The sequence below is a fragment of the Metabacillus litoralis genome (assembly GCF_020524045.1).
In the GTDB taxonomy this organism is placed as follows: Bacteria; Bacillota; Bacilli; order Bacillales; family Bacillaceae; genus Metabacillus; species Metabacillus litoralis_C.
In genome coordinates, this window is sequence record NZ_JAIVKL010000016.1 from 1 (window position 1) to 21,482 (window position 21,482).

The 21,482-nt window shown below is 32.8% G+C and carries 12 protein-coding genes and 1 pseudogene; 1 reads left to right on the forward strand and 12 read right to left on the reverse strand.

The annotated features are described in order from the left end of the window. Positions 1-541: 541 nt before the first annotated feature. Positions 542-866 (forward strand): annotated as a pseudogene (locus LC076_RS18840) (ParA family protein); the annotation flags it as partial. A gap of 151 nt (positions 867-1,017) precedes the next feature. Here LC076_RS18840 and manA read toward each other — a convergent pair. The 12 genes from manA to LC076_RS18900 form a co-directional block, all read right to left on the reverse strand. Next, positions 1,018-1,974 carry a mannose-6-phosphate isomerase, class I gene (gene manA, locus LC076_RS18845; RefSeq protein WP_226670640.1) on the reverse strand — a complete coding sequence of 319 codons (957 nt, stop codon included), beginning with the start codon at positions 1,972-1,974 and terminating at the stop codon, positions 1,018-1,020. Between the two features lie 53 nt (positions 1,975-2,027). Beyond that, positions 2,028-2,834: a sulfite exporter TauE/SafE family protein gene (locus LC076_RS18850; RefSeq protein WP_226670641.1), complete on the reverse strand. Its 807-nt coding sequence runs from the start codon at positions 2,832-2,834 to the stop codon at positions 2,028-2,030. Between the two features lie 66 nt (positions 2,835-2,900). Next, the gene (locus tag LC076_RS18855) at positions 2,901-3,584 is read right to left on the reverse strand and encodes an alpha/beta hydrolase-fold protein (protein WP_226670642.1); all 684 of its coding nucleotides are present in this window, start codon (positions 3,582-3,584) and stop codon (positions 2,901-2,903) included. A 178-nt stretch (positions 3,585-3,762) separates the two neighbouring features. Continuing rightward, entirely contained in the window at positions 3,763-4,947 is a 1,185-nt protein-coding gene (locus tag LC076_RS18860) for a glycosidase (RefSeq protein ID WP_226670643.1), read from the reverse strand. Next, a complete protein-coding gene (locus tag LC076_RS18865) occupies positions 4,947-6,128 on the reverse strand; it encodes an AGE family epimerase/isomerase (protein ID WP_413466010.1) in 1,182 nt (393 codons plus the stop codon). The genes LC076_RS18860 and LC076_RS18865 overlap by 1 nt, the downstream gene beginning before the upstream one ends. A gap of 19 nt (positions 6,129-6,147) precedes the next feature. Further along, positions 6,148-8,592 (reverse strand): beta-mannosidase, encoded by a 2,445-nt coding sequence (locus tag LC076_RS18870; RefSeq protein ID WP_226670644.1) that lies wholly within the window; start codon positions 8,590-8,592, stop codon positions 6,148-6,150. Between the two features lie 100 nt (positions 8,593-8,692). After that, positions 8,693-10,021, reverse strand: coding sequence for a cellulase family glycosylhydrolase (locus LC076_RS18875; protein ID WP_226670645.1), 1,329 nt, complete (start codon positions 10,019-10,021; stop codon positions 8,693-8,695). A gap of 142 nt (positions 10,022-10,163) precedes the next feature. Further along, positions 10,164-12,194 carry a methyl-accepting chemotaxis protein gene (locus LC076_RS18880; RefSeq protein ID WP_226670646.1) on the reverse strand — a complete coding sequence of 677 codons (2,031 nt, stop codon included), beginning with the start codon at positions 12,192-12,194 and terminating at the stop codon, positions 10,164-10,166. A gap of 90 nt (positions 12,195-12,284) precedes the next feature. Further along, positions 12,285-17,318, reverse strand: a complete 5,034-nt coding sequence (locus LC076_RS18885) for a carbohydrate binding domain-containing protein (protein WP_226670647.1) — start codon at positions 17,316-17,318, stop codon at positions 12,285-12,287. A gap of 343 nt (positions 17,319-17,661) precedes the next feature. Beyond that, positions 17,662-19,506: an RICIN domain-containing protein gene (locus LC076_RS18890; protein WP_226670648.1), complete on the reverse strand. Its 1,845-nt coding sequence runs from the start codon at positions 19,504-19,506 to the stop codon at positions 17,662-17,664. Positions 19,507-19,714: 208 nt separating this feature from the next. Then, positions 19,715-20,548 carry a carbohydrate ABC transporter permease gene (locus LC076_RS18895; RefSeq protein WP_226670649.1) on the reverse strand — a complete coding sequence of 278 codons (834 nt, stop codon included), beginning with the start codon at positions 20,546-20,548 and terminating at the stop codon, positions 19,715-19,717. Continuing rightward, positions 20,548-21,414 (reverse strand): carbohydrate ABC transporter permease, encoded by an 867-nt coding sequence (locus LC076_RS18900; RefSeq protein WP_226670719.1) that lies wholly within the window; start codon positions 21,412-21,414, stop codon positions 20,548-20,550. The genes LC076_RS18895 and LC076_RS18900 overlap by 1 nt, the downstream gene beginning before the upstream one ends. Positions 21,415-21,482: the final 68 nt, after the last annotated feature.

Here is a 21,482-nt window from a genome sequence, read left to right on the forward strand (position 1 = left end):
AGGCTCTATGTCAAGTCAATTGAGGTCCAGCATCTTTTCAAAGTGAGGAAAATAGGGACAATTTCCTCTAAATACTTACACTAAAGTGAAAAACTATGGAAATAAAAGAAAACAGAAGTTCGTGTCCGATATAAGGGGGCCTAGCCGAATCGCTGATAAATTTAATCACCGCTGAATTAATAGCGTTTACAAAGGGAGCAGATAGTTAATTTTGTTATTATTACTTATCTTAATGAGCTTGTTTCCTTTTTGGATAGGCACTTTTCAAAAAATTGTATCTACTTTAGCTTAATATAGGTTAAAAATAGGTACTTATCGTATAAAAAGTACACTATTTAAAGAAGTTACTTTCCTCTAGACTTCAAATAGTAATTTTCTTCAAGTTAACAATGTAAAACAAAAAGGAGTCAGCCACCCGATAAAAATCAAGCGATTGACTCCCTATTTAAGCTGCATTCAATATATAAATCATTTGTTACATATTGAAAGCTCTTTAATTCCATTTCATTTCATACGTAGGTAGCATAAATTCAGTGCTATAATAGATATTATTCCTGCTACGATTCAATTAGCAGATGCAGAAATCGAACTAGTCCCAACCATTTCCAGGGAAGTTAGATTAAAAAGAGCACTTGAAACTGTCAAAAATCAAAAATCAAAAATCAATATGATTATATGTAATAGATTGTTCTCCTTCATTAGGTTTACTTACAATTAATACATTAACGGCTTCAGTTGCAGTGTTAACACCTGTTCAGTGCGAGTATTATGCATTAGAAGGATTAAGCCAATTATTAAGTACTGTACGTCTTGTTCAAATACACTTAAATACGGATTTAATGATAGAAGGTGTTTTACTGTTTATGCATAGGTAATATACCTCTTTTTACAGCTAAAACAATTTTCCCTTTACATTTTTTAATCAATACCGAGGATGACAAAAAATATTTTATTATTATTAACCCCTTAACTGCTATATAGCTATAGAGGCACCCTTCTCTTTTAACAACTCTCTCCTTAAGTATGCGAAACGATTAACTTTGCTGTTCCCTTTAATTCATATGCTTTCACTGGAAATGGCAAAATAAAGTGATCACCCATTAGAATTGGATATTTATCGTCTCCTATAATTATCTCCCCTTCTCCACTAATTACGCTAACTTGCAAGAAATCAGCATTTAATTCTTTCTTTACACTTCCGTCTATACTCCAAAGTAACACTGTAAAATACTCTTCTTTTACTAACAGCTTAGATGTAAAACCGGAGTGTTTTATCTCTTCTTGCTCATATGCAATTAATTTATGGGGCACATTTATTACTTCAATAGCTGATTCCAGATGCAATTCTCTAGCAAGACCATCTTCATCAAGACGATCATAATCATATAAACGATATGTAATGTCTGAACTTTGTTGTATTTCTAATATGACAATTCCTTTTCCAATAGCATGAATCGTTCCACTTGGTACATAAATGAAATCCCCTGCCTTTACCCTGACACTTCTCAGAAGAGCATTCCATTCAGCACTGGCTATTTTCTCTTTTAATTCATCTTTTGTCTTTGCATGATGTCCATAAATAATTTCAGCATCTTCTTCAGCACTAAGTACATACCAGCATTCTGTTTTTCCAAATGGCTGGTTTTCTTTATTTTTTGCATACAAATCATCTGGATGAACTTGTACCGATAAATCGTCGTTTGCATCTAAAACTTTAACCAAAAGAGGGAACTCTTCATCATGATCGTGATGTTTATTAAATAACTCTCCGTGTTGTTCCCATATCTCAGCCAATGTTTGCCCTTTTAATATTCCATTTTTAACTTTACTTGAGCCACTAGGATGGGCTGAGATCACCCATGCTTCACCTGTTTTTTCGGATGGGATATTATAGTTAAAGTTAGTACATAGTTTGTTACCTCCCCAAATCCGTTCTTTAAATATTGGTTCAAAGAATAACGGTACGTTATTCATGTATTTTCACCTCACCTAAATTATAAAATAATAAAAAAAAAGGATAACAACTTCTAAAATATCATTCGAAGTCCGATAACAATTAAAATAATGCGTAGCAGAGAAATTATTATTTTGTCGTTTAATTTATTGTTAATAATTGCTCCTAATTTCCCACCAAACCATGCTCCAGGAATTAACATTAATACATATACCCAATTAACATTTCCTAATGTGATATGGGTAATAGAACTCAATATAGCAGATAAAAAAACTATTAACATCGAAGTAGCAACTGCTATTTGCGATGGAAAAGAGAAAAGTAAAATCATTGACGGTACAAGTAAAGAGCCTCCTCCTATACCAAAAAGACCCGAGATAACCCCCACAACAAATGATATAGACAGGGCTAATGTAAGATTGAAACCATAACTAAAAGTTCCCCCATTTGGTGCTGTAACTGTTCGTATAATAGTTGATTGTTTAGAGTGTTCTAGTGGAATAATTTTCTTCCTTATCATTAACAGCAATGATACAAGGATCATAAATATTCCAAAGTAGAGGGAAAATAGATTAGTATATATAAGTTTATTTAGCCAAGCACCTAATATCGCTCCTGGACCACTAGTTACAAAAAATATCATTCCACTTTTTACATCCACTTGTTTATTTTTAAAATAGAAAAGAACAGAAGATAACCCTGTAAAGACAACGGCTATCATAGATGTTCCTACTGCTACTTGAGGGCTTATATTTGGTAAGGAGGATATTGTACCGAGTCCTAATAATAACGGAACGATAATTATTCCACCACCGAGTCCAACAAGGCTTCCAACAGTACCTGCCAATAAACCTCCAAATAATAATAGAAGGTAGTCCATCAATCGCTACCTCCTCCATAATTTCTATTGTTATTAGGTAAATACTAGACCTTTATTACTGAATACCTATCTATTGATCTCTTGCTCCATGACCCAATCAAATAATCTCGGATTTTTATATGCTGGTACCCATGAAGCATGATTATAGTTACATTTAGCCGAGTACTCAGTATAAATTGGTTTTCCACCAGTATCTATTATTGCTTCTATTATATTGCGGGAGAATGTGACTGGTATTATATGATCATCCTCTGCATGAAAATTCCAGAGCGGTTTATTAACAAGAACTTGTGCATCTTTAGGATTTCCTCCACCAGCAATTGGAACCATGGCAGCAAACAAATTAGGATATTTAATATTCAAATTAAAAGTACCGAAAGCCCCTTGGGACATACCTGTAACATATATCCTCTTGTCATCGATATTATAATCATTTTTTACCTTTTGTAATATTTCATACGCCATCTGAAGGTCATTAGAAAATTCAAAAACTCTGCTTAAATCAATGTTATTATTCATATCTCTAGTAATCCCAAAGCCTCCCTCAGGTAAATTCTGGGCCTGAGGAGCCAACACAAACACTTGAGCCTTGGACTGATTTTCAGCTGTAGCCCAAAAAATTGCACCATCATTATTCATTAATTGCTTTAAATTATCATCCCCTCGCTCCCCTCCTCCGTGCAAGAAGAGGACAAGAGGATATGATTTTCTTGGCTTATAACCTTCAGGAACAAATAAGCGGAATGGCATCGTCTTATATTTTAGTTCAAGAAACTTTGAAACAATTTTTTTTCGTTTGTAATTATCATATTGAGAAATTCTGAAAACCTCCTTAGAATATTTCCTTTCTATCTTTTAATCGATAAAAAATATTCTCAGAACTTCTAGTTGAGATATAAGTGTATAGAGTAGCATTAACGCTTAATAACTACTTATTCAGACTTTTAAGCAGCTCCAGATTATCTACAATTAAATCCTTTCTCTGTTTAGCACAATCTAATGAACGGAACGGATCTTCTGGTGTATTAAACGTATAATCTACTAATTTCTCAATTGTCGTTGTCGCCACATGAATACGAGTATCACTAGATGCGTAGTAAATAAATACTTTATTTTGTTCATTCACAACCGCACCGTTACAGAAAACAACATTTGATACATCGCCAACTCTTTCATCATCGTAAGGAGCAATGAAGTGTCCACCTGGTGTTGCAATCACTTTTGTTGGGTCTTCTAAGCTTGTCGCAATTGTATAAAGAACATATCGCAATCCAGCTGCTGTGTTTCTTACACCATGAGCAATATGAATCCATCCTTTGTCTGTCTTAATAGGAGCTGGTCCTTGACCATTTTTCACCTCATAGATTGTGTGATACCGCTTTTCATGCATGACAGTTTCTTCAGTAATAAGGGGATTTAATATATCATCACATAGAGCAAAAGCTATCCCACCGCCAGAACCAGTTGATATAAATCCATCTTGTGGACGAGTATAAAATGCATACTTCCCATCTACAAATTCAGGATGCAAAACAACATTTCGTTGCTGTGGAGAAGGAGTTTGGATGTTAGGAAGACGCTCCCACTTCTTTAAGTCCTTTGTTCTTACTAATCCTGCTTGTGCAATTGCACTTGAAGTATCAAACGCAGGTGCTTCAGGATCTTTACTCTCAGAGCAATAGATACCGTAAATCCACCCATCCTCATGTTGAACTAGGCGCATGTCATAAATATTTGTTTCTTTTTCGTCAATATCATCCCAAACAAGTGGTGTATCAATAAAGCGGAAGTTATCTACTCCGTTGTCACTTTCAGCCAGTGCAAAGATGGATTTACGATCTAACCCTTCTGTACGCACAACAAGATAAAACTTCTCGTTTAAATAAATTGCACCAGGATTAAATGCCGCATTTACCCCTAATCTTTCCATAAAGTGAGGATTTGTTTCTTTATTTAAGTCAAAACGCCAATGCAATGGAATATGATGACGTGTAATAACAGGATTTTCATAACGATCATAAACACCATTATAAAAATCAGCTTTTTTCGTATTCTTTTTACTTAACAATTCATTTTGTTTTTCTTCTAATTCAAAATATTTTTCATGTATCATTACTTATCAATCCTCTCCATCATTTCTAAACAAAATCTTGAATTATGATATGGTGTTTTCCAGGGTTCCCCAACAGCTCTTTCTGTAGGCTTTCCATCAGGTTCAATCGCCCAGAACCACTCTCCACCTTCGCGTTTATCAACAAGGTTATTTTTTGTGTATTCCCATAGTCCATCGACAATTCTCAAAAACTCTTCATCTTTGGTGCGCTCATAAGCATTTTGGAATCCTACCATTGCTTCTGCCTGCACCCACCAAACTCTTGTGTAATCAATAGTGTTTTCATGTTGTTCATTTGCAAGTGATCCATCTTCTAAAATTGCTGCTTTTGCGATATTATAGGCAATATCTATCACCATTTGACTATATTTCTCTTCATCCAATGCTAATGCTTTAAGAGCATCATCAATTAGCCAACTTGCTTCAATATCATGTCCAAACGATTTCAGGTTAAGAAGCGGTGTCCAATGTTTATCAAAGAAAACATGCAAGTATTTTGTTTCCTCGTCGTAAATCTTTTCATAGAAAATATCTACTAAATTAATTAAACGTTCTCTTACTACTGATGTTGGAAATGCTTTATATAGATTTGTATAAGCTTCTAATACATGCAAGTGTGTATTGGTTGTAATAGAAGCAACAACGCCATTCTCACTCAATTTTTCATTGGGAAGCTCGTGCCATTCTCTATTAAACTCTTCTTTATATGCATTAAACTTTTGATCATATCCTAATGTCTCAATTAATTCATAAATTTTATTTGCATATTGTAATGCTTCTTCTTTTTTTGTTGCTCGGTAATATTCACTTAATGCATAAATTCCAAATGACTGTGTGTAAACATGCTTTTGCGTTTCAACAGGACTACCTTGATAGTCTACTAGCCAGTACAATCCCTGATGTTCGTGGTCATAAACTTTCTCAACTAAAAACTTATAAGCATGATTAGCACATTCAAGGTATTCTCTTTTTTGAGTGATACGGTAAGCAGCAGAAAACGACCACAAAAATCTTGATGCTGCTATACCACCCTTATGTGCTTCTTTATTAATTGATAAATCATAATTCACTTGTCCAAAGAAACCACCATGTTTTTTATCCTTAAGTTTCATCCAAAAGGGTAAAATATGATCCCTCAAGTGCATTTCAACTTCATTTTTAAACTTTTTCAATATTTCCACCCCACTTTTACAGCAATTTTCAATAACTATCGAAGTAACTTTGCACCATTATATTCTCTTCTAGAGAATTAACTGTTAGGTTTGGATATTCTTTTTTATTTATAGATACAACTATTTCCTCCCCTACAGGTACATCAAAATAGTTATCTGAAAAAATAACATCTATATCCTTTACTGATAATTCAACATATTTTGCAAATGACTGACTATGAACCTTAATCTGAAAACGTTCTTCAGTTTCGTCAATTTTCAGATCTAACTTCGGATCTTGAAAATTAAAATACTTTGCAGGTTCAAATAAAACTGAACCATTCGAAATAATTTCTCCATTTTTTTCTAATCTAAAATAGAAAAATACATTACGACTGTCTTCAAGATCAAACTCTTTTGTAAACAATTGTGTGGTACTTAGTTTGTTTATATTGACAGAGAAGGTTTCTTTTTGAATTATTTCGCCATTATTTTTCATTAAATACCAAGAAACACTACCTTCCCATTCGTACAATGTTTCGTTTGATAAATGAAGTTCTATATTAGTGCCATCTTCTTTAGCTGATAATAAAATAGGGGCAAAAAACTTCTTTGCTGAATAATGTAAGGCCTTCCAACGACCATGATAATCAATACTCGACCAAGAGCTTGTTGGCCAACAGTCATTTAGCTGCCAGTATAGTGCACCCATACATCTTTCTCTGTTTCTTCTCCAATGCTCTACTCCATACCGCATTGCCTCAGCCTGTAAAATCTGAGATGTATATACTAGAGAAGAAAAATCTTTTGGATTTTGAAAATTATTAGCTAAATATGTGAGTATTTTTGTATTTCCGTCAGGATTTTTCTGATGTTTTTCCATAATATATGAAAATAGGTTTCTATCTTCTACTTCTGTAAAACTCTCTATTGTTTTGATATTGGGTAGAGATTCGAATCCAAATTCCGACATGAACCGAAAATAAGTATCTCTATATGCTGTGAATGGCTTATTTCCATGCCACACATCCCAGTAATGACCATCACCATGATTTTCTCCATTTGTATCGAAAAAGTTCCCCCCTGAGGATGGTGAACCTGGCCAGTAAAATAATTGAGGTGTAATCTCACTTATCATTTGAGGTATTTTCTCTTCAAAGAACCTAACATAATTTTCTTTATTACGATCTGTTTTTGGAATTCTTCCATCTTCAAAGAACATTTCAATCTCATTATTCCCACAAATTAGTCCTAAACAAGCATGATGTCTTATTCTCTTTACATTGTCCTTTATTTCCAACAGTGAATCTTCAACAAAGTCCTGATTTTCCAAATCATAAACTCCGCAAGCAAACATTAAATCCTGCCAGACAATTAAGCCGTGTTTATCACATAAATCATAAAATTGATCACTAGGATAAATGCCTCCGCCCCACACTCTAATCATATTAAAATTAGCTTTTACGCAATTTTCAAGTAGCCGTTCAGTTTTTTTCTTACTTGCCCAGCTCACTACATTATCTTCCGGAATATAATCTGCACCCATTGCAAAAAATTCAATACCATTTACGCAAAATGCGAACTTACTGCCCCACTGATCAGGTTCGGTGTTTACTGTAATTGTTCTTAATCCAATATTCATCGACTTTTCATCTAGAGAAACATTATAGATATCCTTTAATTCATATTCAACAAGATATAATGGTTGTTCTCCAAAACCGTTTGGCCACCATAATTTAGGGTTTTCTATACTAATTTCGAATAATTCTTTTTCTTTTACCTTGCTCTCTATAATTTTAATCTGTCCATCTGGAGAAGTAATTTTCACAGTAGCAGCAACTAATTCTTTAGAAGGGTTGTCGATACTCATATTGATTTTAAGTTTTACCATATCAATATCATGAATTTGCTCAATATTGATATCTGAAAAACGTGTACCTGAGGAAAAAAGTAAAGAGACATCCCTCCATAATCCACAATCGGGTAATTGTGGTCCCCAATCCCAGCCATACATATAATGACCTTTTCGAATATGTGTATACCCAGGTACAGCCATCGATATTCCATAAAGTGGAAGTTGATGTTGCTTATTGTGAATATATTTTAGTGGTGATTTTAGTTTTACAACTATTTCATTTGATCCATGAAACAAATATTTTTCAACACTGTATTCATATGTTCTGTGCATATTAGATGTTTGACCAATATGATGTCCATTCAAAAATATATCAGCTATAGTGTCTATTCCTTCAAAACGAAGCAAAGCACTTAACCCTTTAAAGTCTTGTGCTTTTAAACTAAATTTCTTTCTATACACATAGTCAAAATTAAATAGTTTATAAAGCTTGTCTTCATTGTCTCTATAATATGGGTCATCTATAATATTAAGTCGATATAAATCAGCTAATAATGATCCTGGTACGACACCTTCTTGCCATTTCTCTTCAGCTGAATTTTTGAAGTCCCAATTTCCATTTAGGGAATGAATCTTCATTGTGCATTCCACCTATTCTGTGTAACTTTCTTTATTAAGAGCTAGTTATATGCTTAATTGTTTACATTTAGTTTTTTTATAGATCTTAACTTAAATACTATTAGATTACTTTGAATGTATTTAAACCCGGACTTTGAAACATAGGAGAGGAATGGTATATTTCAGAATAAGGACCCTCTACACCTGAAAGGTTATAAGCCTTTATTCTGTACCACGCATCTTTTAGTTGATCTCGCTCAGAATCAATCCAAATAGAATGATCGTCTGAAACATTCTTTTCACAAACAACTTTCCAAGGTCCACTTTCACCGTTCATAGATTTTTCAATGGTGTAACATGCAGCTCCTACTACGCCTCTCCACTTTATTGCACCGGTGATTTCAGTTATTATAGGTGCCTTTGGAACTGAGTGTTTAGCTATGTCCTTTCCACTCATATCAAAGCCATGTTTTCTTAATGATTGGATACGTGAAAACCTTTCATTATTTGTATAGTCTCCTGGATAATGCAGAGAAAAACTGTCATAATGTTGCACATAACCATAATCATCATTATGCCCAAACAGGGACCAATAAAAGGTTCCAGACACTCCTTTATTCGTTTTAGCTACTTCTAAAAAACTGTCAAGATCACCTTCTGGCCATCCGAACTCCCCTGCAATAAACACTTTATTTTCCCTTTTAGCAATATTTGCATCTCTATTTAATTTATCAGAATCAACAGGATAGTAATGAGCATCTAGAATATCTAAATTTTCAATTGTCATTTTCTCTTCATCTAGACCAAACCTGTTACCGTAGGCAACTAAATGATTAGTATCGATACTCTTAATAAAATTCACTATTTCTTCTACCCATTCCAAGGGCGCGTCTACTAACTCGTTCCCCACTTCCCATGCGAGTACAGTTGGATCATCTTTATATGCAATCCCAGTATAAGTATTGACTCTATTCAAAATATGAGAAATATATTCTTTAAAACTCTCGATAATTTTACGATTATTATAAAAATCATTGATATCAGTTAATCCTAGCCATTTAATGAAAGTTTCTCTCCCACCGTGATAATAATTCCAGTTATCTACTAAAGGTATTAATACTTTCAAATTTCTGTTAGCAATAGATTTTATGACAAAATCTACTTTTTTTAAGGATTCTTCATTAAAGACTCCTAATTCTGGTTCTATTGCTTTAGGGTGACCATGAGAGGCAGCTAAAGTATGTGATCTTATAGCAGTAGCTCCCATTTCAACAGCTGTATCTAGAACATTTTCGATACGGAATTGAGTAGGGTAATCAACACCTCCCACGTTTTCATCTAACCCCAACCAATATATGTTTGGACCCGCAAATCGAAAAACTTTACCATCAAGTATTAATTGTTGACCTTTCCTATGGACAAAATCCAACTTTGGATTTTTGGTGTTCATAAAAACATCCCCCTATAATTTCTTCATAAATATAATATTATATTATTTTTATTATAATAACAATAATAAAATATAATAAATAAAATAAAATAAAAAATACCTTATAAGTAAGGTATTTTTAGAAATCAATGGTATTGTAGTATTACTTCACTTTAAACTTTCCTATCAATTGCTCAAGATCTACTATTGTACTAGCAAGTTTCTCTGCCAATGAATCTAGTTCTTCAGCTGCTGCTGCTTGCTCTTCAGTTGTTGCAGTCACTTCTTCGGTTCGATCACTCACAAGTTTAGCTATTCTCACCATATTTAGCATTGTTTCTAAAATTTCTTCTTTTTTATCATTGATTGTATATATAGAATCTTCAACAAGCGTTATATCAGCAGATATTGTGTTAGTGCCCTTAATTATTTTATTAAAGCTATCTTTTGTATTATTAATTTTCTCTGTTTGATCCGAGAATATCTCATTAGATAGTTCTACAATATCTGCACATCTTGTCGCTTGTGTATATATTTTTTTTAAGGACTTATCTATTTTCGAGGTCGATTCTTTTGTGTGCAATGAAAGATTTCTGACCTCATCCGCCACAACTGCAAATCCCCGACCAGCTTCACCAGCGCGTGCTGCTTCAATACTTGCATTTAATGAAAGTAAATTTGTTTGTTCGCTTATTTTGCTTATTATAGCTATAATTTCTTTTATCTCTTTCATATCAGTATTTAACTTCTTAATTGTATTGTTTAAGAGATTAAAATTACTTCCCATTTCCATATTTTTTGATATTAGTTCTTCCATATTATTTATTGATTCCATACTTAACATGTTCATTTGTCCAGTCGAGCTTGAAACATTCTTTATGTTATTTGTAACATCTAGTATCTCAATTGATAAATCATTGATATCATTGTTGACTTTCTCTACCATACTAAATTGATCTGTTGCTCCTGTAGATACTTCTTCAATTGCAGTAGCTATATGTTCTGACGTGTATATTGATTCTTTGGAAATCCTTTTAAGGTGTTCTGCACTCTCAACAGCATATATTGAGATTACTTTATTTTCTTTTATGATTTCTTTCATGTTCAAAATCATTTTATTAAAACTGTTTCCTAATTTACCTATTTCAGTGTTATTGACGTCAGCTTCTACCACTAAATCCCCTTTTTCGGCATATCGCATAAGTTTAACAATTTTATTTATTGGTTTTGTAACACTAATTGTAATTAATATTCCAATAGTAGTTGATAAAATGACAAATAATCCTACGATTAACCAAATGTAACCAATTACTCCATTTATCTCTTTCATTAAGTAAGAATTTTGTGTGGAGATAATTAATTCCCATCCGTTCTCCATTTTATTTTCATAAGCTAAAGAGTCACCACTACTAAAATTTGAGTCTACAATATTAGATCGTTGTGTACCGACCTTATCTTTACTATTACTAGCAATTACTGTATTAGTATTATTAATAATATCCATGCTTCTATTACTGGAAGAGTGACCAGCATTAAACAATCCGTTAAAAATCTCCTGTTTAACTCTCAAGACTAAAAATCCCATGTGCTTACCAAATTCATTGTTCATCGATTTGACCACATATATATTTTCGAAATCTTCACTTATTCCTGTTAACCACATTACTTCCCCTTTAGTAGCTTTTACTGTTGATTTAATTTCTTTCATTAATATTTCAACATCAGAAGAAGTTCCAGTATTTCCAAATACAATTCCATTGTCTTTCAAAAAATACATATGACTAATATTTTCATTTCTGTATATTATAGATGAAAAATAATCTTTTGCTTCTGACTGTACTTTTAAGATTTCGTCTTTTGATTGATTATCATCCTGGGCAAAGTCTTTGATTAATTCAATATTTGAATATGGTATTAATGTAATCCCTTCAATATCTGTAATTGTCTTCTCTAAGTTCTGAGTTAATAAAGTACCCATTTCATCTGTCATATCGATTACTTTTTTTTCTATTGAATCTTTCGAAACTGAATATACAAAAACCGCTATTAATATGCTTGGAACAACACTGCATAGGATAATTGAAATTAATAATTTTGATTTTAATGTCAGTTTTTCTCCTCTTTTAATGAAGGGTATTTTGTTAAGTACGGATCTTAACCTCTTATCTAAGCCTAAATTTTTACTATCTTTCATTTCTCGAACCCCTCTACTTTTTTAATACCATATTTAACTGATAAAAAAATAGAGTTGGCTTAACAACCAAGCCAACTCTATAAATAGATATTACGATTTTACATTTTTCCTATTGTATATTAATATTCCTCCAATTAGTAACAAAGTAATACCAATCACGAGAACATTAAACTTACTAGAAGCAGTTTGTGGCAATAAATTATTATTATCTTCTGATTTGTCTTGTTTCTTGTCTGTTTCTGAGTCTGTTCCTGGATCTGTTTCTGGGTCTGTTCCTGGGTCTGTTTCTGGGTCTGTTCCTGGATCTGTTCCTGGGTCTGTTCCTGGATCTGTTCCTGGGTCTGTTCCTGGATCTGTTCCTGGATCTGTTCCTGGGTATGTTCCTGGATCTGTTCCTGGATCTGTTCCTGGGTATGTTCCTGGATCTGTTCCTGGGTCTGTTCCTGGATCTGTTCCTGGATCTGTTCCTGGATCTGTTCCTGGATCTGTTCCTGGGTCTGCTTCCTCAATTAATTCTATAGAATCAACAAATATTGTTCCAACAGGTTCATCAACAAGACCTAAATATAGATTAAATTCAATTATCTCACTAGGATCTAACTCTCCTGACCCTCCGTACCATGCTGGATAATCAAACTCATCAAAAGGAATCTCAATTATTTGCGGATCTTCCCCACCTTCTAGAGTTCGTGTAACTTCCATTACCTCATTTGATCCTGTTTTTACTTGTATCGTAAACTTAACAGAAGATTCCGAAACTTTTATCCATAGTTTAAGTTTATCAAAGCTAGTCCAATCGACATTTGGTAAAGTAGTAATTAAACCAGCATAACCAGGTCCAGTAAGATCATAATCAAGCTTTAGAGAATGGTCCCCACTTTCTTTGAATTCTTCACTTAAAGTGCTAGTAATAGATCCTCCACCTGTATTACGATTTCCATACCTATTTAAAAACTCATTTAGATTCTCATAAGAGTCAAAATTATCTATTAGTCGAGTTTGTATAAATCTAATATCATCAACTAATAAACTACCTTTTACAGGTGCTTCACCCTTCTGAACGATAAAACTAAAACTTTTTAATTTATCGACATCAATGGTTTCGTTTTCATTATCATTATGTCGAAAACTATTTAAAGGAAGATTAATAAATGTGCTTTTATTACCCGAGACAGAAACATTTTTTCTCCAAACTTTATTATCTTCAGTTTTTAGTAATAAAGTTAATTCTCGATTGTATCCATCAGGATCTATCCAAAATTGTAAGGTGTCATAAGCACTTCTTTTTACGACTTCCAATTCTTTTTCTAAACCAGCAAATGATTTTGTTCCCAGATCATAATCAATTTTCAATGAATACTCACCACTATTTTTTGATACAGTGTTAAGTTCAATAGTAGCATCTCCACCATTTGGTACTGGAGAATATGAGGTTTTTGCTAATAGACTTTCTCCTCCGTAATGTTCTCCTGCATCAATAATATGTGGGAGTAGTTTACTAGGGAAAGAGATCTCACCTGAACCTACTGCTACTTGTAATTTACTAATCTGATAATTATTATTCTCTTCTGGAAAATAAATCCTCAAGTATTTCACATTTGTTGGTAGATTTTTAACATTGTAATTTGTTTTATACCATTCACCGCCTAAATAGCTAACCTCAGCAGTTACTTCATCGAATTTTTCCCCATCTTCGGAAATGAAAAGTGTAAAGTTCTGTATTTCACTAGGCTTAGACTCACTGAATGTCTCTAGTTTAATAGAATTCATGTCACCTAATGTCCTATATTGTATAAAGGCTTCCTCATTATCTGTACGAACAAGTTTTGATTGATCTTGACCAGTTAATTCTTTATTTTCATTATTAAAATCTAAGTTATTGCTATAATAAAACATATTAGTGAAATCATCCATATTATCAACTAGTACACCTGAACTCATTAAAGGTTTCACAGGTCTTAATACTGTTCCATCTCCAACATATTCAATCGAAACATTTCTTATTTCCCCTGATTCCTTTTTTCCTTCTGGATAAACAATTTTTAATTGATTTGCTTCTTCTACTTCAGCGCTTGATAAATAATATTGTGATTCTGATTTTTCAGGAGTCACTTCCTTAAAATTAATACCATCGCTTGATAGATAAAATTTAAAATCGGCTTCCCCATTAGTAGAAGCATCGATAGTGAAAGATAAAATCGAACTCGGAGTTCTATAAATAATAGATTGATCATCTGAATAGTATTGTTTAGATTGATCATCCATAGAATCTTCTAATGTATATTTTGCTACAATTGGTCCTATTACATTCGAATAAGGGCTTTCTCCACTGTCATTTACACCCTTTACTCTGTAAAAGTATTCTTTGCCAGATATTGCTGTTAAATCTCCGAACATATCTTCTCCAGGAGCAACATCATCAAGAATTCCATCACCGATAATTTCCCAACCTCCTGAAAGATTTAAGCTTCTTTCAACAGTATAAGAACTAGCTCCCGTTGATCCTCTCCATTTAAGGGTAGAAATAGATTCAGATTCAAACATAACTGGTGGTTGCTCTGGCTTAGGCATTTCTGGAGTATTTTCACCTTGAATTTCATATGCTTTTTCCCTAAGCAACTTCATTACATTAGAAGCATCATAATAATCACCAGAAGGCATACCAGGCCAATGATAAGGGCGGTATAGAATTCCATCAACAACCATTTCATCGTGTCGGATAAATCCTCCATTAAAACTATGTGGTCTTAAGCTCCAAAGCATTGCTCCAGATGTTCCTGTTTTTATCACTTCATCCAACATAGTCTCTATTTCTGATGTTGGTTTAAATCCAAATTCACCAACGATAAATGGTTTTCCATTTTGTGAAGCTATTGCTTTATCTTCTATTACTTTGTTCGCATAATTACCGCTATAATAATGACTCTTCACAATATCTATGTTGGGATCTTTTAATGCTTCATCAGATATATTTTTATAGGTATGAGGTAATTCCATCTGATTTCCTGAAATCAACAACTGATTTGAATTTATACTCTTGTAATGAGCTGCAATTTCAGCCATCCATTCTGGTGCAACCATTAACTCGTTACCTGTTTCCCAAGCTAATATTGCCGGATCATCTTTATATTTAACACCTGTATAGCTATTAACTCTGTTTAACACTTTTTCCATAACGATCTTAAAGTCTTCAATTAGTTGTGGATCTGAGTAAAAATCTAACCTTTCTTTACCTCTAAAGTGAGCAAAGTCAGTAATTCCTCCTGGTGGCCAATCCCAATTATCTATGAAAGGTATGATTACTCTAATTTCATACTCATTAGCAATCTGTAGTAATTTATCCATAGATTTAAATGCTTCTTCGTTTATTTCTCCAGGACCGGTAATATGTCGTATTGCATTTTCAGGGTCATTTTTATCCTTTACCGTTAAAGAATACGTTCTAAATACCTTACCTCCAACTTGCTCTATCGTTCTAATTGCATCTTCTTGTTCAAAAGCTGTGGGCATTATCCCTCCTGCTTCATCTTCATTGTATAAAGCTCCAGGATAATTATATGAAATAAAACGGAACTCGTTTTCTCCATCGAAAAGTTTATCACCCTTGGTGGAAATAAAATGATCAAAAAGAGATTCCATTTTATTTCTTGCATTATCAAATTCAATCAATGCATCTTCAATTTTTGTTATTTCATTTTTTATTATGTCCTCTGTCGATTCTGGATCAATAGAAATATCTTTTGCATGTAAAATTGTTTGATCAAACTTATTGTATGACTCTTCAGAATATTCACCATAACCAGAGCCAATTATAGCCTTAGAAATGATTATCTCAGCATTCTCAATTTTAAATTTCAAATCATCTAGTAAGCTAGAATTTTCTATAGGACCAATTGCATCACTCAGTACAGGTTCTCCAGCAATACCAGCAGTATCAACAGGTGTAACCTCTAATTTTATAAATTTACCTATTAATTCATTAGTAGGAATATACTCTTTTCCAATCGCTTTTGAGATTTTAGTATATTCCCCATCTACCCCATCAGATTGTAGCCAACGATATATTGAATATCCTTCACTTATTCCAGTTTCATGAGTATATTCATAATTTCCAACTAATTTTTTAGTTACTTTCGCTTCACCCGTTATAATAACGTTACTTACAACTGGAGCTGTTGGTAAAGGTTCAGCTACTACTGGATCACCTATATAAAAATCATCGTAATAGGCTTTTTCACTAGCGTCAGAAACATAAATTATTACATTATCATTTTCGCCGCTATTAAAACTCACTTCATATTCAAACCATTCATCTTGAGCAGAAGTATAATTCTCTGCAATAGTAGATTCATCAGCTCCTAATACTTTATATGCTGCTCCTCCACCACCTTTTCCATAAAAAGATAGGGTATAGTCAGTGTTAGGGCTGACGTCAACAGTATATTTGATACCATTCCAATCTTGCGGACCATTTACCTCTAATGAATGTTCACCGGAATTTTTATCGTCACTTGATATGACAAATTTAGAATTATCTCCTGTATTCCAGCCTGTAAAATCACCTGTTTCAAAATCACCGTTACTAACTAAATTTTTTAGCTCTTCTGTTAAAGTAAAATCATCATAATAGGCTTTTTGACCTGAATCTGAAATATAAACTATAACACTATTATTTTCTCCGCTATTAAAATTCACTTCATATTCATACCATTCTTCTTGAGCAGAGGTATAATTCTCTGCAATAGTAGATTCATCAGCTGCCAATACTTTATACGCAGCTCCTCCTCCACCTTTTCCATAAAAAGAAAGTACATAATCTGTATTCGGCTTTACTTCAACTATATGTTTAATCCCGTTCCAATCTTGAGGACCACTTACCTCTAGAGAATAATCACCTTTATTGAATTCATCTAATGTTACTTTAAATTTTGGACTTTCACTTGTGTTCCAGCCTGATAAGTCCCCTGTTTCAAAACCACCATTAGTAATTAAATTATTCTCTTCTGCATTAGCAATACCTACCTTATATCCAAAAATACTTCCATAAGGAGATATAATTGTAATTAAAAGAATAAATATTAATGCCAGTGAAATGCTCCTATTTTGTAGCTTTTTTCTTCGCATATTCCCTCTCCCTTTCTACTTTATACCAATCAAAATACTCAAAAAATAATCAACCATAAATCACCTCCTATATATATTATTATTTTTATATTTTTTTCTTATTTTTATTATAAGACATATACTTTAATTTTGTAAACGCTTTATTTACTACAAAATAAAAAATAAGAAATATTTCATGATAAAACTTGTCTTTAGTAAGGTTAAACATTGACAATCCTATAAATTAGTAGCTTTACAATTACCTAAAAATAAATAAATAATAAGAAAATAAAAAAATCCTGTGACTTTATAGCCACAAGATTTTCATTAAGATTTCAGATGTTTATCTAATTTTATTAATTACCTACCATTGGCGGATAAATTGCCATTGTTGATTAAAGTCTTCATTAAAATCAGATTGTACAATTCCAATTCCTTCGCTTAAACTACCACCTGGAACTTCCATAGCTTTGTTACTCCATATATTTCTAATAGAAAAATATCCATTTCGGAGATCTTGAATTATCCACCTTTGATTAATCTGATCCCTGTCTTCATTCTGTACGATATTAGCATTATTATGTCTAAAGTAATTTTCGACTTCTATAGATTTCCAATTACTTACACTTTTCATTTCAAAACCTTCCTCTTCAATTCCAAATGTAAACTGTTGTGCTAAACCACTATTATCAGACCATTGCTGTAATTGTATATTATTTTGTGTTGATGAACCAGGCACATCCAAAACTAATCCACTATTCCGATTTATGAGCTTATATCCACCATTTGTATCTATAGACCAGTTCCCCTCTACTCCAACTAAATTAATACCTTTGATCCGATAATATACCTCTCCCCCTGGATAAGTAGGATCTACCCATGGAGTATCTAAGTCATTTGGTGAGCAATTGCATACATTTGACCATGGACCATAAGGTGAGTTAGAGCGCTGGATAATATATTCAGAAGCAAATGTAGCTCCTCTCCATGTAATCGTTCCATTAGAATTACTAGTTAAAATAGGTGTACTCGGGATTCCATGACTTGGAATCACTCTCCCGTCTATCCAGTATGCGTGTTCACGTAATTTTTGAGCTCTTTCCTTCATGTCCTCATTTGTTCCAGGATAATGTAAAGTAAAACCATCGTTATGTTGCACATAACCATATTGATCATTATGTCCAAATAATGACCAGTAAGAGTCTCCAGATATATTTGAATTACTTCTTATTGTATATAACCACTCTTCAAGATGATCGACAGACCCATTATTCCATGAATACTCTCCAACCACGAACGCTTTACCAGCATTTGTGACATCTAATGCATGTGCATTCAATTCATCTATATTTGGTGGATAGTAATGTGCATCAATAATATCTATCTCATTTACTTTTACTGCTGGCCAATCGACACCAAATCTAGATCCAGCTGATATTAAATGATTACTGTCAATAGATTTAATATGATTTGCAATTGTCTGATACCAATTTTGCTTTTCATGAAACATATCTGTTTCCGTTTCGAGTTCATTACCAATTTGCCAAGCTAATATAGCTGGTTCATCCTTTAATTTGATTCCAGTATATACATTGGTATGGTTTAATAGATCAGAAATATACTGTTTATATCCATTAATAATATTACTATCAGTATAAAATTTATCCCATTCTACTAGATCCTCATTTCCGTATTCATCTTTTCCATCATATCCATACCAACGCACCCAAGTTTTCTTACCTCCATGATAATAATCCCAATTATCTACTAAAGGAATAATAATTCTTAAACCTCGTTCTTTAGCAGCTGTAATAGCATAATCAATTCGACGAAGTGCTTCTTCACTTAAAGGACTGTTCTTATCAGGTTTCAGTGTAAGATTATACCCATTCTTAATACCAACACTTGCCCCCAAGGTATGTGAACGAACAACAGTAGCACCCATCTCTACAGCAGTATCTAAGACATCATTTACACGAAATGCTGTTGGATAACTTTGAGTGTCTCCTGTATTTTCATCCAATCCTAACCAATAGATATTTGGACCTGAATACTTAAATACTTCTCCATTCAGCATAAGATTTTTACCTTCTCTGTATACAAAGTCAGTAATTGGGGATGCTTCTACTTTTTTGATATCAGTACTAGAGAACAAGAGTGTAAATAACATAGAGGTAATTAAGAGTATTTGAGTAGTTTTCCTTTTCATAGTGTATCCTCCTATTGCAGCAGTATTGTTAACGCTTACAATTTGATATAAAAAAACTAATCTGGGAAAAAAATAATAGTGTGATTATCTTAGATAATTATAGTCGGTTTCTACGTTACCAAAACTCCCCATTCGGAAGGAGATAGAATGGAAAGTTTTGATATGTAGAATGGATCTATATACGCAGACTCTACTTTAGAAGTAATTATTATTTAACAGAACCTTGTGTAATACCGTTATAAATATGTTTTTGAAGTATAAGAAAAATAATTAGTGTTGGAATAATTACAATCATTATTCCTGCACAAATTACTTCCCAAGACGAACCCATAGGTCCTTGAAATTTAAAAAGGGCTGTTGATACAACACTCAGATCTTTTTTAGGCATATATAAAAATGGAGTATAAAAATCATTGTAGATATTTACTCCTTTGACAATAACCACTGTAACTATTGCTGGTTTTAAAAGAGGCAAAATAATCTTCCTAAAAACAGTAAAATACGAGGCTCCATCTAACAATGCTGATTCATCTAGTGAAACAGATATATTATTTAAGAACTGCATAAAGATATAAACAGCAATTATATCAGTACCCATATAAAGAATGATCGCTGCCCAACGAGTATTGAATAGACCGAGTTCATTTACAATTTGAAATGTTGCTACTTGCGTTGTTACACCTGGAATTAATACTGCAAGTAAAAATGCACCAAGAAGAATCTTTTTACCTTTAAAATTGAACCTGTTTAACACGTACGCAATCATTGAACCAGTTAATGTTGCCCCTATTAATGATAAAACAAGTATTATGGTTGTATTAAGAAAACCTACAATCATGTTTCCCTCTACAAAAGCTCTAGTGAAATTACTTAAATTCAACCAATTTTCAGGAGGAGTTAGTGGATTAGTTGAGTTATATTCATCGCTTGTCTTAAAAGAAGAAAACAAAATAACAGTTATAGGAAGCAACGCAACGAACACACCTAATAATAAAGTGAAATATTTTATAAATGTAAATATATTTGCTTTGATACCCCTCATTACTCTGTCTCCTTTTTAAATGTAAGTCTTTGAATAATTGTAACAACAACGACTATTCCCAATAATACAATTCCCATTGCAGATGCTAAACCAAATTTATTGAATTTAAATGCTAAGTCTACTGTTTGAATAACAAATGTTTCACTTCCATTTGCCCCTCCGGTCATAATATAAGGAATTTCAAACACACTGATTGCACCACTAATAGCCAAAATTAAATTAAGTTGTATAATCATCATAATACTAGGTAAGATTATATACCTAAATTGGTGCCATTTATTTGCTCCATCAATTTCTGCAGCTTCATACACTTCTTTTGGAATTGATGAAATCGCACCTAAAAAGATAATAAAGTTAAATCCCATGTATCTCCAAACAGAAGTACCTGCTAACGAGATATTAATTATTTCTGGATTCCTTAACCATTGTTGAATTAATCCTTCAAGACCAATAATTGTAAGAAATGTATCTAATGTACCTTCAGGTCTAAAAAAGAATAAAAACATAAAACCAATAGCAACACCATTTAACAAGTATGGGAAAAATAATATGCCCTTAAAGAAGTTTTTAAACCTGACATTAAAGCTTAAGATTGTTGCGAAGTATAAAGCAATTCCCATTTGGACAAACGTCGCAATAAAATAGTATATACTTACTTTAAATACTTGAAAATACTCTGAATCAGTAAATATATCCACGTAATTGTCAAGACCAACAAATTCTTTAGTAGGACTGAACCCGTTCCACTCAGTAAAGCTATAAAAAAACATATTTATTACTGGTAGATAAGAGAAGGTTAATAATAATAGTACCGGTATTAAGGAAAATGAAAATATAACTAATTTCCTTTGTGAGTTATAATTCATTCTGGATTGTTTTAGTTTCAATATACTCTCTCCCTTTTATAAATTTCACAAGGGTACAGTGCCTTTAA

Coding starts and splice junctions, on each gene's coding strand:
- LC076_RS18870 (WP_226670644.1), bottom strand. CDS start 8,592: ATGAAGATTCATTCCCTAAATGGAAATTGGGACTTCAAAAATTCAGCT.
- LC076_RS18885 (WP_226670647.1), bottom strand. CDS start 17,318: ATGCGAAGAAAAAAGCTACAAAATAGGAGCATTTCACTGGCATTAATA.
- LC076_RS18890 (WP_226670648.1), bottom strand. CDS start 19,506: ATGAAAAGGAAAACTACTCAAATACTCTTAATTACCTCTATGTTATTT.
- LC076_RS18855 (WP_226670642.1), bottom strand. CDS start 3,584: ATGCCATTCCGCTTATTTGTTCCTGAAGGTTATAAGCCAAGAAAATCA.
- LC076_RS18900 (WP_226670719.1), bottom strand. CDS start 21,414: ATGAATTATAACTCACAAAGGAAATTAGTTATATTTTCATTTTCCTTA.
- manA (WP_226670640.1), bottom strand. CDS start 1,974: ATGAATAACGTACCGTTATTCTTTGAACCAATATTTAAAGAACGGATT.
- LC076_RS18875 (WP_226670645.1), bottom strand. CDS start 10,021: ATGAACACCAAAAATCCAAAGTTGGATTTTGTCCATAGGAAAGGTCAA.
- LC076_RS18860 (WP_226670643.1), bottom strand. CDS start 4,947: ATGATACATGAAAAATATTTTGAATTAGAAGAAAAACAAAATGAATTG.
- LC076_RS18895 (WP_226670649.1), bottom strand. CDS start 20,548: ATGAGGGGTATCAAAGCAAATATATTTACATTTATAAAATATTTCACT.
- LC076_RS18850 (WP_226670641.1), bottom strand. CDS start 2,834: ATGGACTACCTTCTATTATTATTTGGAGGTTTATTGGCAGGTACTGTT.
- LC076_RS18880 (WP_226670646.1), bottom strand. CDS start 12,194: ATGAAAGATAGTAAAAATTTAGGCTTAGATAAGAGGTTAAGATCCGTA.